Annotated in this window: 13 protein-coding genes; 7 read left to right on the forward strand and 6 right to left on the reverse strand. The window is 71.3% G+C overall.

The window, feature by feature from the left end; translation table 11 throughout:
* A partial coding sequence (locus ACZ6Z4_RS36790; RefSeq protein ID WP_465576284.1) for a hypothetical protein occupies positions 1-262 on the forward strand: 262 nt, incomplete at its 5' end.
* On the opposite strand, the gene ACZ6Z4_RS36795 is transcribed toward ACZ6Z4_RS36790, so the two are convergent.
* The 3 genes from ACZ6Z4_RS36795 to cysC are packed head-to-tail and all read right to left on the reverse strand — an operon-like array spanning position 259 to position 3,675.
* Positions 259-1,335: a CDP-glycerol glycerophosphotransferase family protein gene (locus ACZ6Z4_RS36795; protein WP_363671251.1), complete on the reverse strand. Its 1,077-nt coding sequence runs from the start codon at positions 1,333-1,335 to the stop codon at positions 259-261. The genes ACZ6Z4_RS36790 and ACZ6Z4_RS36795 overlap by 4 nt on opposite strands.
* A complete protein-coding gene (locus tag ACZ6Z4_RS36800) occupies positions 1,332-2,294 on the reverse strand; it encodes a sulfite exporter TauE/SafE family protein (protein ID WP_465576286.1) in 963 nt (320 codons plus the stop codon). Before ACZ6Z4_RS36800 ends, ACZ6Z4_RS36795 begins: the two co-directional genes overlap by 4 nt.
* Position 2,295: 1 nt before the next feature.
* On the reverse strand, positions 2,296-3,675 hold the full coding sequence (cysC, locus tag ACZ6Z4_RS36805; protein ID WP_465576288.1) for an adenylyl-sulfate kinase: 1,380 nt from the start codon (positions 3,673-3,675) through the stop codon (positions 2,296-2,298).
* A gap of 307 nt (positions 3,676-3,982) precedes the next feature.
* Between cysC and ACZ6Z4_RS36810 the strand changes: the two genes are divergently transcribed.
* Genes ACZ6Z4_RS36810 through ACZ6Z4_RS36830 form a run of 5 tightly spaced genes read left to right on the forward strand, consistent with a single transcriptional unit; the run spans position 3,983 to position 9,666 of the window.
* On the forward strand, positions 3,983-5,644 hold the full coding sequence (locus ACZ6Z4_RS36810; protein ID WP_465576293.1) for a sugar transferase: 1,662 nt from the start codon (positions 3,983-3,985) through the stop codon (positions 5,642-5,644).
* Complete coding sequence (locus ACZ6Z4_RS36815; RefSeq protein WP_465576296.1) at positions 5,644-6,588, forward strand: GDP-L-fucose synthase family protein; 945 nt, start codon at positions 5,644-5,646, stop codon at positions 6,586-6,588. The genes ACZ6Z4_RS36810 and ACZ6Z4_RS36815 overlap by 1 nt, the downstream gene beginning before the upstream one ends.
* Entirely contained in the window at positions 6,585-7,574 is a 990-nt protein-coding gene (gene gmd / locus ACZ6Z4_RS36820; protein ID WP_465576299.1) for a GDP-mannose 4,6-dehydratase, read from the forward strand. The genes ACZ6Z4_RS36815 and gmd overlap by 4 nt, the downstream gene beginning before the upstream one ends.
* The gene (locus ACZ6Z4_RS36825) at positions 7,571-8,374 is read left to right on the forward strand and encodes a WecB/TagA/CpsF family glycosyltransferase (protein WP_465576302.1); all 804 of its coding nucleotides are present in this window, start codon (positions 7,571-7,573) and stop codon (positions 8,372-8,374) included. The genes gmd and ACZ6Z4_RS36825 overlap by 4 nt, the downstream gene beginning before the upstream one ends.
* Positions 8,371-9,666, forward strand: a complete 1,296-nt coding sequence (locus tag ACZ6Z4_RS36830) for a hypothetical protein (RefSeq protein ID WP_465576307.1) — start codon at positions 8,371-8,373, stop codon at positions 9,664-9,666. Before ACZ6Z4_RS36825 ends, ACZ6Z4_RS36830 begins: the two co-directional genes overlap by 4 nt.
* Here the strand turns inward: ACZ6Z4_RS36830 and ACZ6Z4_RS36835 are convergent.
* The 3 genes from ACZ6Z4_RS36835 to ACZ6Z4_RS36845 all read right to left on the reverse strand — a co-directional run bounded on the left by ACZ6Z4_RS36835 (position 9,623) and on the right by ACZ6Z4_RS36845 (position 14,625).
* A complete protein-coding gene (locus tag ACZ6Z4_RS36835; RefSeq protein ID WP_465576310.1) occupies positions 9,623-10,678 on the reverse strand; it encodes a hypothetical protein in 1,056 nt (351 codons plus the stop codon). The genes ACZ6Z4_RS36830 and ACZ6Z4_RS36835 overlap by 44 nt on opposite strands.
* Positions 10,679-10,767: 89 nt before the next feature.
* Positions 10,768-12,297 (reverse strand): fibronectin type III domain-containing protein, encoded by a 1,530-nt coding sequence (locus ACZ6Z4_RS36840; RefSeq protein ID WP_465576313.1) that lies wholly within the window; start codon positions 12,295-12,297, stop codon positions 10,768-10,770.
* A 129-nt stretch (positions 12,298-12,426) separates the two neighbouring features.
* Entirely contained in the window at positions 12,427-14,625 is a 2,199-nt protein-coding gene (locus tag ACZ6Z4_RS36845) for a LamG-like jellyroll fold domain-containing protein (protein ID WP_465576316.1), read from the reverse strand.
* A 158-nt stretch (positions 14,626-14,783) separates the two neighbouring features.
* Here ACZ6Z4_RS36845 and ACZ6Z4_RS36850 point away from each other — a divergent pair, with 158 nt between their 5' ends.
* Positions 14,784-16,412, forward strand: coding sequence for a Wzz/FepE/Etk N-terminal domain-containing protein (locus ACZ6Z4_RS36850; protein WP_363671229.1), 1,629 nt, complete (start codon positions 14,784-14,786; stop codon positions 16,410-16,412).
* The last annotated feature ends 10 nt before the right edge of the window (positions 16,413-16,422 follow it).

Raw genomic sequence — 16,422 nt, forward strand, 5'->3', positions numbered from 1 at the left:
AAGTTGGACGTTCAACCAGGCAAGGGGGTACCGGTTTTCTTGCAACAGTCTAAACACCATCGTCACGCTGCCTTCCACCGACCTCGCGGCCGCCACCAACCCGCCCGCGGTGGCCAAGACCGGGCCGATCGGGTCGCTGGACCTGATCGGCTCCGAGCCGCTGGCGATCGGGGCGAAGATCGGCGAGGACGGCGAGATCGTCCGCTCCTCGACCGACCAGTTCAACGGCCGGATCGACAACGTCAGCTACCTGCGCAACTAACTGAAGATCTCCGCGATCAGCCGGTCGGTGGCGTTGCCGTCGTCCAGGTGGCAGTACCGCCGGCGGAACGCGTCGTACGCCGGCTGGTACTGCCGGACCAGCCCGTCCTCGTCGGCCAGCGCCGCGGTGAGCTCCTCGGCCGTGGTGACCAGCGGGCCGGGCGCCTCCTCCTCCAGGTCGAAGTAGAAGCCCCGCAGCTGGTCGCGGTACGCCGCCAGGTCGTAGGTGTAGAAGACCATCGGCCGGCCGGTCACCGCGAAGTCGAACATCGTCGACGAGTAGTCGGTGATCATCACGTCCGCGGCCAGGTACAGCGCCTGGATGTCGGGGTGGTCGCTGACGTCGATCACCCGCGGGTGCCGGGGGACCGGCGAGGACGCGGCGACCAGGTGGTGGAAGCGGAAGAGCAGCACGGTGTCGTCGGGCAGGCCGCCGAGCACCTGCTCGGCCTGCTCGGCCAGCGGGTTCGGCGCGGCCCCGCCGGTCAGGGCGTCGTCGCGCCAGGTCGGCGTGTAGAGCACGGCCCGCGCCGAGGGCGCCAGACCGAGCTCCGCGCGGACCTTGGCGCGCAGGTCGTCGGCGTACGGGCCGGACAGGACGTCGTTGCGCGGGTAGCCGATCTCGAGCACCGAGCCGGGGTAGCGGAACGCCTGCCGGAGCTTGCCGGTGGAGAAGTGGTTCGGCGAGACCAGGTGGTCCCAGCGCCGGACGTCCTTCTCCAGCCGCCGCGAGTAGACGTCGGCATTGTCGTACTTGGCGTCGACGTCGAAGCCGATCCGCTTCAGCGGCGTCCCGTGCCACAGCTGCACGTAGGTCGTCCGCCGGGTCTTCAGCGGGTAGCGCGGCATCATGTCGTTGGACAGGAAGTAGTTCGCCGAGGCGATCTTCAGGAAGTACGCCGGGGTGTTGCGGACCACCCGCTCGACGTCGTCGGGCAGCTCCACCTCGGAGTCCGCGACCACCCAGATCCGGCGCAGGTCCGGCCGCAGCCGGCCGAGCCGCTCCGAGATCGCCCGCGGGCTGTCGGAGTACTTGCCACGCCAGCTCTCGAACACGACGGTCTCTCGTCTCATCGCTGGTTCCCTCCTGCTTGTTCGCGGACCCGGTCCGCGAGCTCTTCCGGCGGCTGCCGTCGTACGGTCATCGGGAATCCGTGGCGCCGGCGGATCAGCATCCACACCGGCGGAGCCACGAGCAGCACGGCGACCAGCACGACACCGGTCTCCACGTTCGGTACGCCGAGCAGCTTGAGCGCCGAGGCCAGCAGCACGAACGCGAGCGCTCGCCGGACCAGCCCGCCCGGCGCTCGGGAAGAGATGCGGGCGCCGACCCAGACGCCGGGGACGCAGCCGACCAGCATCGCGACCGTGAGGTCGAGCTGGAAGTCGCCGAACAGCAGGTGTCCGAGCGCGGCCGACGCGACCAGCGGGACGGCCTGGAGCAGGTCGGTGCCGACCAGCTCGCTCGCCTTGAGCCCGGGGTACAGGGCCATCAGCGCGATGATCACCAGCGAGCCGGAGCCCACCGACGTCATCCCGACGACCAGTCCGCCGATCACTCCGACCAGCACGGTCGGCAGCGGGCGGGTGCTGACCCGCGGGCGACCCTGGGGGAGCGGCGGCAGCAGACCGTCGCGCTTGCGGGCGCGCTCGGCCAGGCGGATGTAGGCCCGGATGGTCAGACCGGCCGCGGCGATCAGCAGCGCGACACCGAGGGCGCGCTGGATGATCTGCTGCACGTCCTCACCGTCGCCGAGCGAGCGCGCGATCAGCACCCCGGCGAACGCGGCCGGGATCGAGCCGACGCACAGCCAGCCGACGAGCTTGAGGTGGACGGTGCCACGCCGCAGGTGAACGGCAGCACCGACCGGCTTCATGACGGCACTGGCCACGAGGTCGCTGGAGACAGCGGTCAGCGGGGGTACGCCGAAGAACAGCACCAGCACCGGCGTCATCAGCGCGCCGCCGCCCATCCCCGTCAGCCCGACCACCACCCCGACGCCGAAAGCGGCAGCCGCGAGCGCGAAGTCCATCTCAGCCGCCGGCGCCTTGGTGGGCGGCCGGGCCGGCCGGCCCGATCCAGCCCCCTGCCCTCAAGTAGTCGGTGATCTCCCGCAGCGACTCCGCCGGAGACACCTCGGAGGTGTCCAGCCTGATCTCGGCGTCGAACGGCTCGTCGTACGGATCGCTGATGCCGGTGAACTGAGTGACCAACCCCGCACGTGCCTTGCGGTACAAGCCCTTGGTGTCGCGCCGCTCGCACTCGGCGAGCGGCGTCGCCACATGCACGAGCACCAGGTCACCGACCGCCTCGACCATCGCCCGCACCGCCGCCCGGCTGTCCGCCCTCGGCGCGATCGGCGCACACACCGCGACCCCACCGTGCCGAGCCACCTCCGCCGCCACGAACCCGATCCGCCGCACGTTCAGATCCCGCCCGGCCCGATCGAAGCCCAGCCCCGACGACAGCATCCGCCGTACGACGTCCCCGTCGAGCAACGTCACGGACCGACCGGCCCGACTGGTCAGCTCCTCCGAGAGCGCCTTGGCCAGCGTCGACTTGCCCGACCCCGACAGGCCGGTGAAGAACACCACCAGCCCCCGCTCCCGCCGCGGCGGCCGCCAGCGGCTCAGGATCGGGACCACGCTGTTCAGCACCGGGTCCTCGACCACAGCCGGTGTGTCGGTCGCATCCTGCACGCGACGCAGCGCCTCGCTCCACACCTTGTCATCAGCCAGATGCAGCAGCCGCGTGGCGTCGAGCCCCACTGCCACAGCAGCAGCCAGCGCCGCATCCGACTCGTTCCCACGCCAGGACACCGGTACAGCGACCCTGGCAAAGCTCTCCGGGGCAGCCAGCTCCAGACACTCCCGCAGCGTCGCAGCCGGTACGCCGTCCGGCGTGGTGCCCGCGACCGGGAGGACCAGCACCACGTCCTCGCCGTCGACCTCCTGCAGGTCCGCGCTCGTCAGCGGGCGCTGCGCCACGATCACCACACGCCCAGCCGCCGAGCGCGCCGGGACCTGCACACCTCTCGAACTGGCCGGGCCCTCCGCCCACAGCTCGCTCGCCGACTGTCCGACCCACCCGTCTCCCGCGGCGTGCCCGACCCAGCCCTCGATCCACCCGTCGCCGGCCGACAACTCGGTCAGCCTCGCGACCGGCGTCGACTCCGCGTCGGCGACCGTCAGCGCTCCGGCCTCCAGGGCGTGCGCGATCTCGTCGTCGCCCGCGGGCACGCGGACGCGACCAGCGGCCGGCGGCTCGCCGACGGCGTCGTCCCCGAGTACGGCGTACGGCGGCCGGATCCCGTGGCTCGCCAGCCACAGGTCGGCGACGACCCGCGCACCCGGGCAGACCACCGGTGGTTCCCGGTGCGTGGGCAGCGCTACAGCTCTGACGTCTTCCAGCACAACAGCCCCCCAGCTGTGAAACCGGCCCCGTGACGGTTCGTCCGGGCCGTCTTCCCCTCGTGTTTCCCTAGAATTCCCCCCGGTGACACATGGTCACCGGGGCCCAGTCTCGCCTATTCCGTGCGTGCGCGCCAGCATCGCGCAACGGACCGCGCGGTCTCGCAATCGTTCCGACACGCCGCGTAACCGACACGGGTCCGGAACAGTTGACACTGTTGGAGAGACCTTGGAGACTGCCCCGGCAGCCTGGAGTTCCTGGGGTGGCGGCAGTTGAGATCGAGAGGCCGGTGTGAGCGGAGGTAACGGCGTGCCCGCAGCGCCGCGCGAAGCGACGCCCGACGAGGCCCGCACCCCCGCCGACCAGCCGCCCAAGAACGTCACAGCCCCGACGCACACCGCCTCCGGCGCCACGGCGGGATCCCCGGCACACCCCACGCCCACCGCTCCGGTGCACACTCCGGTTCGTGCCGCGGCAGTGCAGGCATCCCTGAGCCCGCTCGCCGTCGACGAGGCCCCCGGCCCGATGTGGGTCGTCCCGCACGAGGTCCCGGCGATCGTCCCGCAGCCCTCCCGGCTCACCGAGCCGCGCTGGATCGGCGTCTACCGCTGGGCCGCCCTCGGCGGCGACCTGCTCGCCGCGGTGATCGGCATCTCCGTCGCCCTGCTGACCAGGTTCGGCTACGAGGTCGGCGGCGCCTACCTGGTGATCAGCAGCCTGCTCCCGCTCGCCTGGGTCGCCGGCGTCGCCCTCTCCAAGGGGTACGACGCCCGCTACTTCGGCGCCGGCCCCGACGAGCTCCGCTCGCTGCTGCGGGCCGGCGTCGGCCTCACCGCGGCGATCGCGATCCTGTCGTACGCCACGAAGAGCGAGATCGCCCGCGGCTTCGTCGTCCTGGCCATCCCGGTCACCGTCATCGCCGCCCTCGTCCTGCGCTACGCGCTCCGCAAGGACCTGCACCGGCACCGCGTCCGCGGCCGCTGCATGCACCGCGTCCTCGTCGTCGGCCGTACCGACCCCGCGGCGACCCTCTGCGAACACCTCGAGAGCCGCCCGACGGACGGCTTCCGCGTCGTCGCCACCTGCCGCCCCCGCGGCGCGGGCCGCAAGGCCGGACCGCTGCGCCCCGACGAGCTCGACGAGGCCGACATCCTCGCCGCCGTCGACCGTCACGCGGTGGATGTCGTCGCGGTCGCCACCGACCCCGAGCTGGCCGGCCAGTCGCTCCGCCGTCTCTCCTGGGCGCTGGAGCAGCGCGGTGTCGAGCTGATCGTGTCCCCGGGCATCATCGAGGTCGCCGGCCCGCGCATCTCCATCCGCCCGGTCGCCGGCCTGTCGCTCCTGCACCTCGAGCGCCCGTCCGTCAGCGGCGGCCCGCACGTGCTGAAGGCGGTCTTCGACCGCGTCGTCGCGCTGGCCATCATCGTCGCCCTCGGTCCGCTCCTGCTCGGCCTGTTCCTCGCGGTGAAGCTGACCAGCCCGGGCCCGGTCCTGTTCCGGCAGCGCCGCGTCGGCCGGGCCGGTGCCGAGTTCACGATGCTCAAGTTCCGCAGCATGTACGCCGACGCCGAGCAGCGGCTCGGTGACCTGTACGCGCTCAGCGACGGCAACGGCGTGCACTTCAAGATGCGCAGCGACCCCCGCGTCACCCCGCTCGGCCGGTACCTGCGCCGCTTCTCGCTGGACGAGATGCCGCAGCTGTTCAACGTGCTGCGGGGTGAGATGTCGCTGGTCGGGCCGCGGCCGCCGCTGGCCGAGGAGGTCGCGCTGTACGCCGCGGACGACTCCCGGCGGATGCTCGTCAAACCCGGCATGACAGGGTTGTGGCAGGTGAGCGGGCGCAGCGACCTGTCCTGGGACGAGTCGGTCCGGCTGGACCTGCGCTACGTCGACAACTGGTCGATGACGCTCGACCTGCTCATCCTCTGGAAGACGCTGCGCGCGGTGTTCTACGGCTCAGGAGCTTATTGATGACGATCGACCCCCGGTCGCCGGTCTACGTCGCGGGGCACCGCGGTCTGGTCGGATCGGCGATCTGGCGCCGGTTGGAGCAGGCCGGTTTCAGCCAGCTGATCGGTGCCACCTCGGCCGAGCTGGACCTGCGCGACCAGGCCGCCACCACGGCGTTCCTGGCCGAGCACCGGCCGGCCGTCGTGATCGACGCGGCCGCCCGGGTCGGCGGCATCCTGGCCAACCGCGACCACCCGACCGAGTTCCTCAGCGACAACCTGCGGATCCAGGTCAACCTGATGGACGCGGCGCTGGCCGTCCGGGTGCCGAAGCTGCTGTTCCTCGGCTCCTCGTGCATCTACCCGAAGTACGCCGAGCAGCCGATCCGCGAGTCCAGCCTGCTCACCGGCGAGCTCGAGCCGACAAACGACGCCTACGCGATCGCCAAGATCGCCGGGATCCTGCAGGTCCAGGCCGTGCGAAGGCAGTACGGGCTGAAGTGGATCTCCGCGATGCCCACCAACCTGTACGGGCCGAACGACAACTTCGACCCGACCAGCTCGCACGTGCTGCCCGCGCTGATCCGCCGCTTCCACGAAGCCAAGACGACCGGCGCCGACAAGGTGGTGCTGTGGGGGACCGGTACGCCGCGGCGCGAGTTCCTGCACGTCGACGACCTGGCCGACGCCTGCCTGTTCCTGCTCGACCACTACGACGACCCGGCGCCGATCAACGTCGGCGTCGGCGAGGACCTGACCATCCAGGACCTGGCCGAGATGGTCGCTCGCGTCGTCGGCTACACCGGTGCCATCGGCAACGATCCGACCAAACCGGACGGTACGCCGCGCAAGCTGCTCGACGTGAGCCGGCTGCGCGACCTCGGCTGGTCGCCGGCCGTCGAGCTCGAGCCCGGCCTCACCCAGACCTACGCCTGGTACCTCGACCACCTGGGAGCTGACCGATGAAGAAGGCCCTGATCACCGGGATCACCGGCCAGGACGGCTCGTACCTCGCCGAGCTGCTGCTGGCCAAGGGATACCAGGTGCACGGGCTGATCCGCCGGGCCAGCACCTTCAACACGCACCGGATCAACCACCTGTACGCCGATCCGCACGAGGACGACAAGCGGCTGTTCCTGCACTACGCCGACCTCACCGACGGCTCCCGCCTGGTCACGCTGCTGGCCTCGATCCAGCCCGACGAGGTCTACCACCTGGCCGCGCAGAGCCACGTCCGGGTCAGCTTCGACGAGCCGGAGTACACCGGTGACACCACCGGCATGGGCACCACCCGGCTGCTCGAGGCGATCCGGATGATCGGGCTGGACTGCCGGTTCTACCAGGCCTCGTCGTCGGAGATGTTCGGCGCGACGCCGCCGCCGCAGAACGAGCAGACCCCGTTCTACCCGCGGTCGCCGTACGGCGCGGCCAAGCTCTACGGCTACTGGATGACCCGGAACTACCGCGAGGCGTACGACATGTTCGCCGTCAACGGGATCCTGTTCAACCACGAGAGCCCGCGCCGCGGCGAGACCTTCGTGACCCGCAAGATCACCCGCGCGGTGGCGCGGATCAAGCTCGGGCTGGAGAAACGCCTCTACCTGGGCAACCTGGAGGCCTGCCGCGACTGGGGCTACGCGCCGGAGTACGTCGAGGGCATGTGGCGGATGCTGCAGCACCACGAGCCCAGCGACTACGTGGTCGCCACCGGTACGTCGTACTCGGTGCGTGACTTCGTTCAGCTGTCCTTCCAGCACGCGGGCCTGGACTGGGAGCAGTACGTCGACTACGACCAGCGCTACGAACGCCCGACCGAGGTCGACTCGCTGATCGGCGACGCCTCCAAGGCCCAGACCGAGCTGAGCTGGAAGGCGCAGGTGCACGTGCCGGAGCTGGTCCGGATCATGGTCGACGCCGATCTGGCCGCCCTGACAGAGGAGGCGACTGCGTGAGCACCGAGAGCGAGTGCGCCCGCAAGAGCACCGGCGACGGCACCGGCTGGGACCAGCGGGTCGACGTGCTGGGCATCCACGTCAGCGTCACCGACCTGGACGACACCGTCGAGACCTTCGGCAAGTGGATTTCGGCGGGGGAGCGGCAGTTGGTCTGCGTCGCGGACATGAACGCGCTGCTGCACGCGCGCGCCGACGCCGAGCTCACCGAGGTCTACAACTCGTCCGGGCTGACGCTGCCCGACGGGATGCCGCTGGTCTGGTCCGGCAAGCGCGCCGGGTTCGACCGGATGGCGCGGGTCTGCGGGCCGGACCTGCTCGAGCGGGTGATGGCCGAGGCGGCCGAGCGCGGCTGGTCGCAGTACTTCTACGGCGGCGCGGACGGCGTACCGGAGAAGCTGCGCGACACGTTCACCGGGCGGCACCCGCGGCTGCGCGTCGCGGGCGCCTACTCCCCGCCGTACCGGGCGCTGTCGCCCGAGGAGGACGCGGCGATCGTCGACGAGCTCAACGCGAGCGGCGCCGACATCGTCTGGGTCGGGCTCGGTGCGCCGAAGCAGGAGCGCTGGATGGCCGAGCACCGCGACCGGCTGACCGCGCCGATCCTGATCGGGGTCGGCGCCGCGTTCGACTTCCACACCGGGCGGCTGGACCGCGCGCCGCTGTGGATGCAGCGCTCCGGGCTGGAGTGGAGCTACCGGCTCTACAAGGAGCCGCGGCGGCTGTGGAAGCGGTACGTGCTCGGGATCCCGCGGTTCGTCGTCGGCGTGCTGCGGCAGGCGCCGAAGCCGGTTTCTTGAAACTTCCCAAGCTCAGCAAGCTGGCCGGGCCCGCGGGCCGCGCCGGGTGGGGACTCGCCGACCAGGGACTGTCCAGCCTCAGCAACCTCGCCGTCGGCGTCCTCGTCGCGCGGAGCAGCAGCGTCGCCGACTTCGGCGTCTACGCGCTCGCGTTCGGCGGCTACACGATCGCGCTGAACGTCTCCCGCGCGGTCGCGACCGAGCCGCTCGCGGTCCGGCACTCGGGGGACCGGACGCCGGAGTGGGAGAAGGCCGTCCGGTCCGGTACGGCGACCGCGCTGCTCGCCGGGCTGGTCGCGATGCTGGTCGGGCTGATCATCGCGGCGGTTCCCGGCGTACCGTCGCACGGGGTGCTGATCGCGTTCGCGGTCACGATGCCCGGACTGCTGCTGCAGGACGCGTGGCGGTGGGCGTTCTTCGTCGTCGGTGACGGACGGCGGGCGTTCCTCAACGATCTGGTGTGGCTGGTCGCGATGGGCGTGCTGTTCGGCGGCCTCTACCTGACCGGCGCCGCGTCGGCGTTCTCGCTGACGCTCTGCTGGGGGCTCGGCGCAGTGATCGCCGCGATCTTCGGCCGCTTCCAGACCGGCCTCCTGCCGCGCTTCCGCCTGGTCAAGCACTGGCTGCGCGCGAACCGCGACCTCACCCCGAAGTACGTCGGCGAGATGCTCGCGGTCAGCGGCACGATCCAGGTCTACATGCTCGGCATCACCGCGGCCGCGAGCATCGCCGCGGTCTCCGGCATCCGCGGCGCCCAGGTGCTGCTCGGCCCGGTCAACGTCCTCAACCAGGGCATCCGCGCCGTCGCCGTACCGGAGGCCGCACGGGCTCTCAAACACTCGCACCGCCGCCTGTGGCGAGTCGGCCTCGTCATCTCCTTCGGAGTCGGCGCCGGCGCGCTGGCCTGGGGCGCGATCTTCCTCCTGCTCCCCGAGTCCGTCGGCACTGCCCTGCTCGGCCCCGGCGTCTGGTCCGAAGCCAGCGCCGTGATGGTCCCGGTCATCCTGCTGCAGGCCCTCGGCGCCTCGAACGCCGGCGCCTTCGCCATCATGCGAGCCCTCGCCGCCGCCGGCCGCGGCCTCCGGGTCCGCCTGATCTCGTCGGTCATCCTGATCACCGCCGGCGTCACCGGCGCCCTCCTCGGCGACGCCCAAGGCGCCGCCTGGGGCCTCGCCACGGCGGCTCTCTGCACCCTGCTCCTGTGGTGGCACGAGGCCCACCGAGCGCTGGTGGCCCACAAAGCCGCCGCTACGCCGACGGCACCCGCCGAAGGGCCGACCGCGCAAAGCTGACCGCGAGGTCGCACTGCGCCGCGGCGTCGTCGTTGTCGCCGTGGACAGCCACCGACAGCGTCTCCACCCAGTCCTCGTGCGCAGGCCGCAGCGGCTGGTAGTCGACCGTCACCTGGCACGACGGCAGCGACGGCCCGATCAGGTTCGCGTACTCGTCCCGCGGCGAGGCATCCAGCACCGCCCGCTTCCCCTGCAGCGTCAGCGCCCGCCCGTCGGCCTCCACCGCGGGCATCGCCTCCCGGCTGAACGCGACGTACACACTGGGCCGCCGGATGTCCTCGCCGCCCCACGTGCACCCGTGCCCACCGAACGCCCGATGCACCTTCCGATCACTCCCCGGCACCCGCGCCACCTCTCGCGAGGTCAGCAACCTGCAGGCATCCCGGCGCCCGACCGACCCCGCCGGAAGCCCAGCCGGCTTCGTCCGGCCCTCCGCTACCGCACGGACGACGCCGCGCATCACGGCGTCAGCGCCGGCACAGGGCTCACTGGCAGGTGCGGTGCTCCAGGAGCCGTAGACCGAGATCACCGCCCCGGGGGCCACCACCACGTCCCGACCGCACAGGTCCCGATCTGTCGTCCACTGCGCGTAGGCACCCACCCCGTCGACCACCTTCCGGGTCTGCGGCGGTGCGCCGGGCTTGGTGCCGCTGAGCGACGGCTGCAGCTCCAGCGCGCCGCCGAAGTGGTTCTTGGCCGGTACGGCGAAGTCGCAGGAGTCGAAACCCTCGCTCCACTTGATCTCCGGCTTGCCGTACCGCGTCAGCACCGCTGGGTCGACGAACCCGCAAGGGTCGGCGGCCAGCACCTGGGCGGCGGTCAGGTGGACTCCGACGGGGCGCTGGGGCGGCGATGCGCTCGTCGGTGCGGGCGGCGTCGGGCTCGGCGAGGACGGCGTGGCGGTCGGTGACGACTCGGCTGCTGGGGGAGCGGCGGCCTCAGGGGAGGAGCAGGCGGTGACGAGCAGCGCGACGGCGAGCACCGCGGTTGCGCCGAAGGGACGACGGGACATGACGTCAGGCTAGGAAAGTTCGCCGTACAGCACACAGGCCCGGCCGGAACCTGTCAGGTTCGGGCCGGGCCTGGGTGTTCAGCTGGGTGTTACTTGACCACGATCGTTGCCGACGTCGCGGACTTGACGACGTTGCGGCCGTCGAGGACCTCGACGCGGTAGTTGACCGACTGGCCGGACTTGGCGCCGGTGTCGGTGTAGGTGACGAGCTGGGCGGCCTGCCAGTTGTAGGTGTTGCGGTTCCAGGTGCCGACCAGGCGGGTGCCCTGGTAGAGCTTGTAGGTCAGGGTGATGTTGTCGGGGTCGACGACCGTCTTGAAGGACAGGCCGACCTTCCCGGCGACCGGGCTGTTCGCCGCGGGGGCGGGCGGGGCCGGGGCCTTCGCGCCGCCGATGGCGTTGGTGAAGCGGGTGACGCCCTGCTGGCCGACGCCGTTCACCTTGAGGAAGTCGCCGCCGACCCACAGGTCGGTGCCGGTGGCGTCCATCGCCAGCGGGCCGACCTTGGTGGTGCTGTTCGGGTCGGCGTCGGTGTTGGGGAACCAGGGGCCGAGCTTGCCGGTCACGCCGGAGTGCGCGAGCAGGTAGTGCGTGCCCGAGCCGTCCTTGAAGTACGACGGGTCGTCGGGGCTGCAGTTGTGCGCGTGCGAGCCCTTGTAGAGCCAGTTCCCGATCGCCTTGACCGACTCGGTCGCGCCCAGGCACTTGCTCTGCCACAGCAGCCGCCCGGTGGCGACGTCCGCGGCCAGGATCCCGTCGTAGCAGCCGGTGCCGTCGCCGCCGTTGGAGACGAACACCTTCGAGCCGTAGGTGTCGATGTCCTTGACCCGGGTGACGCACTTGCTGGTCGGCTCCGGGATGTAGGCCTCGGCGTTCATCGCGATCGGTACGCCGGTGCTGTTGTTCAGCGAGACCAGCGTGTTGTGGTGCTGGTTGTGCACGGTCCGGAACGGGCCGCCGGCGAACACCTTGGTGCCGTTGTCGGCGACGTCGACCGCGTACACGTCACCGTCGGCGTCCGGGTTCCAGGGCAGCAGCTTGCCGCCGTTCAGCGTGACCGCCGCCAGCCGGTTGCGCTCGACGCCGGCCACCCGGCCGAAGGACCCGCCGAAGAAGACGCTGTTGCCGTAGATCGCGACCGCCTTGACCCGCGACGCGACCGACGGCGAGAAGCTGCTCAGCGCGCCGGTCGCGGCGTTGAACATCGCGATCCGGTTCCGCGGCAGCCCGTTGACCGTGGTGAAGTCCCCACCGACCACGATCCACTTCTTGTCCAGCGAGGCCGCGATGCTGTACACCGGGCCGTTCAGCTTCGGCGCGAAACCGCCGGCGTTACCGCTGGTGCGGCTGAAGGCGGCCAGGTACGTGCGTACCGCCTCGCCCTGTCCGGCCGGCTTCCCCGGCGGCCGGACCCTGGTGAAAAGTCCCCCCACGAACACGTTGTCCCCGGCGATCGCGATCGCGTTCACCGGCGCGTTGGTCTGCCAGGTGCTCTGGCGCAACGCGGAGACGGCCGTGCCGAACCCGGGCGCGGCGGCGACCACCGGCGGGCCGGCCGGGATCAGCGCCGCGGCCAGCACGGCCACCGCGGTGACTACTACCAGTACTAACTTCTTCATCGATGTCCTCAGAAAGCGGGCGGGCCTGTCTGCTATCAGCACGCGAAATCTAGCGCTGCCGGGAAGTCACCCGGAAGGCGGCTCCCCAGCAGCGTTATCACGTTGTGCTATAGCAGGCTGACCGTCCGCTCAGCGTGCGTCGAAGTGCGCCTGAACCTGCGTGGCTCCGAGCGCGTACGGGTACACCGCCGCCTCGTCGATCGCCATGCCGGTCTGGGTCGCGCCACCGCCGGACCAGTTGCCCGTGTTGTCGTACCCGACCCGCCACCAACCGTAGTACAGCGCGGCCGGTCCGACGCTCTGGCTGCCCGCCAACACGCCGTCGACATACAGCCGCATGTCCCCGTTGTCGTAGGTGCCGACGACGTGGTGCCACTGGCTGTTGTTCTTGTTCGAGCTGCTGGTCAGGGTCCGCCGGCTGCCGTCGTTGACGCCGAAGGTGATCGCGCCGTTGCTGCGCATGTAGAGCATCCGGTCGCCGCCGTCGGCGCTGTTGCCGGTCTTGGAGTTGCCGAAGCCGACGATCCGGCCGCCGCGGGTGAAGCTCTGCTTCACCCAGGCCTCGACGCTGAACTGCTGCGGCATGCTGAACGCCTTCTCGCCGACCATCCGGCCGCTGGAGTTCGTGGTCGCCGCGGTGTTGCCGCTGATCGCCCCGGCGGTGCCGAGCGTGATTCCGGTGAAGGTGCCGTTGTTGCTCTGGCCGGAGGAGTCGACCGACGTCGTCGTACCGGAGGGCTCACCGAGCCGCCAGTAGGCCTGCGGGCCGTCGGCGGCCAGCAGCTGGTCGTACGCCGTGGAGGCGCTGCTCGCGACCGTGATCGGGTCCGAGTAGTTGCCGCGCAGCGTCGTCGTACCGTCGGTCACCTCGACCCGGTAGTTGGTCACCTCGCCCGGCGTCACCGCGGTGTCGGTGTAGTGCAGCCACGGCTTGTCCCACGGCGTGGAGGTAGCGGTCCAGGTCGCGATGGTGACGTTGCCGAAGCCCTTCAGCAGCCGGTAGGTGAGCGTGCTGTCGTCGTTGTCGACCACGGTCGGGAAGTGGATCTCCACCTGCCCCGGCCTGACGCTGTACGGCGTGAGCTTGGCCGGCTTCGCCGGGGCCGAGCCCGGGCCGGCGTTGGTGAACCGGGTCAGGCCCTGCTGGGCGACGCCGTTGCTGGTGGTGAAGTCGCCACCGGCCCACAGGTCGGAGCCGCCGGTCGCGAACGCCAGCGGGCCGACCTCGGTGGGCGGACCGGCGTTGGTGTTCGGGAACCACGGGCCGAGCTTGCCGTCGCTGAGCGACTCGGTGAGCAGGAACCGGTAGCCGAAGCCCTGCGGGAAGCCGCCCGCGCCCTGGTTGGCGCAGTCGTGCGCGTGCGAGCCCTTGTAGAGCCAGCCGTTGACGACCTTGACCGCCTCGGTGGCGCCCAGGCACTGGTTCTTCCAGATCAGCGCGCCGGTCGCGACGTCGGCGGCCCAGGTGCCGTCGAAGCAGCCGCCGCCGTCACCGCCGTTGCCGAAGTAGACCTTGTCGCCGCTGGCGTCGATCGCCTTCACCCGGGTGGTGCACTGGCCGTTCGGCGGCGGGACCGCGGAGGCCGCCGGGAACGGCAGCACGGCGCCGGTCGCCGGGTCGAGGCTGGAGACGGTGTTCTGGGTGGTGCCGTTGACGGTGCTGAACTGGCCGCCGGCGTACACCTTGGAGGCGTCGTCGGCGACGTCCACGGCGTACACGTCACCGTTCACCGCCGGTGCCCACGGCAACAGGGTGCCCAGGTCGGCGCTGACCGCCGCGAGCCGGAGCCGCTCGACGTTGTTGACCAGGCCGAACGAGCCGCCGAAGTACACGGTGTTGCCGGAGACCGAGATCGTCTTGACCCGGTACGAGACCGAGGGCTTCCAGTTCGTCACCAGCGCACCGGTGGCGGTGTCGAAGGCGGCGATCCGGTTCCGGGTGACGCCGTTGACCTGGGTGAAGTCGCCGCCGACGTAGAGCCGGGAGCCGTCGGCCGACGCCGCGACGGCGTACACCTGGCCGTTCAGGACCGGGTTGAAGGCCGTCACCAGGTCGCCGGTGGTGGCGTCGAACGCCGCCAGGTACGCCTGGCCGACCTCGTTCGTGCCCAGCGGCGAGCCCGGCGGGCGGACGCTGGTGAACCGGCCGCCGGCGTACGCCTTGCCGGCCGCGACGGCCAGGCCCTGGACGCTGGCGTTGGTCTGCCAGACCGGGCTGTGCTCGGCCGACAGGGAGGCGCTGATGCTCTGCGCCGGAGTCGGTGCCAGCACTGCCCCCAGCAGTACGCCGGCCACTCCCAGGCGCGCGAAAAGGCGTCTCTTCTTCATGCTGCGATGTCCCCCCTTGGACATGTTCGCCGTACGGCGACGGCGCGATGTGTGCTACTGGTCCTGCGGACCCCCGGGGACGAGAGTAGGGCATCCGGGGCGATCGGGGGTGAACTCCCGGTATCGTGTGCACCGCGTAACGAGAAAGTGGGGCACCGATGGAACCGGGAACAGTGGTCTGGCGCGACACCGCCCAGGCGCTGCTACGGCACAAGTGGCTGATCGTCGGGTGCATCGTGCTCGGCATCGTCGGCGCGTCCTTCTTCTCGCTGTCCCAGACCGAGCGCTGGACGGCGTCCAGCCAGATCGTGGTCGGCCCGGCCGTCCCGCCGGCCCTGGTCGGCAAGCTGCCCAGCGGCGCCGACAAAACCGGCCCGCTCGGCATGGACCTGCCGGCCGAGACGCAGGCGCGGGTGATCTCCAGCCCGGCGCTGCTGCGTGAGGTGGCCAAGTCGCTGGACCTGCCGACCGACGAGGAAGCGGTCCAGTCGCTGGCCACCGTGACCCGGGTCAAGGCGGTCACCGACAACGCGTACCTGATCACCACCGACGGCCCGACCGCCGACGAGGCCGTACGCCGGGCCAACGCGATCGCCCGGATCTACCTGGCCCAGCGCAGCACCGAGGCGAAGGCCCTGCTGACCACGCTGGCCGGGCAGGCCTCCGACCGGTCCCGGACGGCCACCGCGCAGTCCCGCAGCCTGGTCAGCCAGATCAACGAGGCCCTGTCCCGGAACGACTCGCAGACCGCGGCCGCGCTGCGCGACCAGCGCGTCGGCCTGGCCACCGAGGCCCGGCAGGCCGCCGACGAGGCGTCGGCGATGCGCAAGGCGCTGTCCGGTGTCGGCTCCGGCAGCGAGCTGGTCACCCCGGCGACCAAGGACACCGCGACGTCGTCGCCGAAGGTGCTGCGCGACATCACCGTCGGCGCGATCCTCGGCCTCGTGCTCGGCTTCGGCCTGGCCCTGCTCAGCACGCACCTGAGCCCGTTCGTCCTGACCCGCGACCAGGCAGCGAACGCTGCCAGTGCGCCGGTCATCACGGCGTCGGTCGGCCGGCGCCGCTTCTGGTCCCGCGCGGCGCCGCAGCTGCCGCCGTCCGAGCTGACGGCGCTCGGCGCCGAAGCCAGCGGCGCGCTCGCGCGGCGCGAGATCAACCCGCACGGCGCCGGAACGAGCGGCGCCGCGGCCCTGCTCGTCGTCTCGGCGTCCCCGACCCCGAACTCGGCGGGTATCGCGCTGGCGATGGCCGAGGCCGGTGCACGCGACGGTCGCGAGACGCTGCTGGTGATGGCCGACCTGACCGGCGCGCCGGTGCTGTCGCACGTCACCGACCACGAGGGCCTGACCGACCTGGTCAGCGAGCCCGCTCCCACGCGAGCGGTCCGGGCGCGCAAGCTGTTCCGGCCGGGCACGGTCGCGGACCTGTACGTGCTGCCGCCCGGTCTGAGCAAGGACGAGACGGCGCTGGCCGTCGGGCCGTCGCTGGTGCCGGGCATCGTCGCCGATCTCCCGCCGGGGTACTCGGTCGTCATCCACGGGCCGGCGTCTGTTGGGCGACACGGGATCACGCCGCTCGCGGCCTCGGTGGACGCGTCGGTGCTCGTCGTCCAGGTCGGGCACGACAAGGACACCGACGTGAGCCGGCTGACGTCGGCGCTCGCGTTCGCGGGGGCGCCGGTGCTCGGCGTCGTGCTGGTCGGTGCTTCGCCGCATGACGAGACGCTCGGGATCCCGCTCAACTACAAGCCCGCCGATCGCAGTACGTCCGCACTGCCGATCCGCTGAGCGCTCGATG

The sequence above is a fragment of the Kribbella sp. NPDC104740 genome (assembly GCF_055583505.1).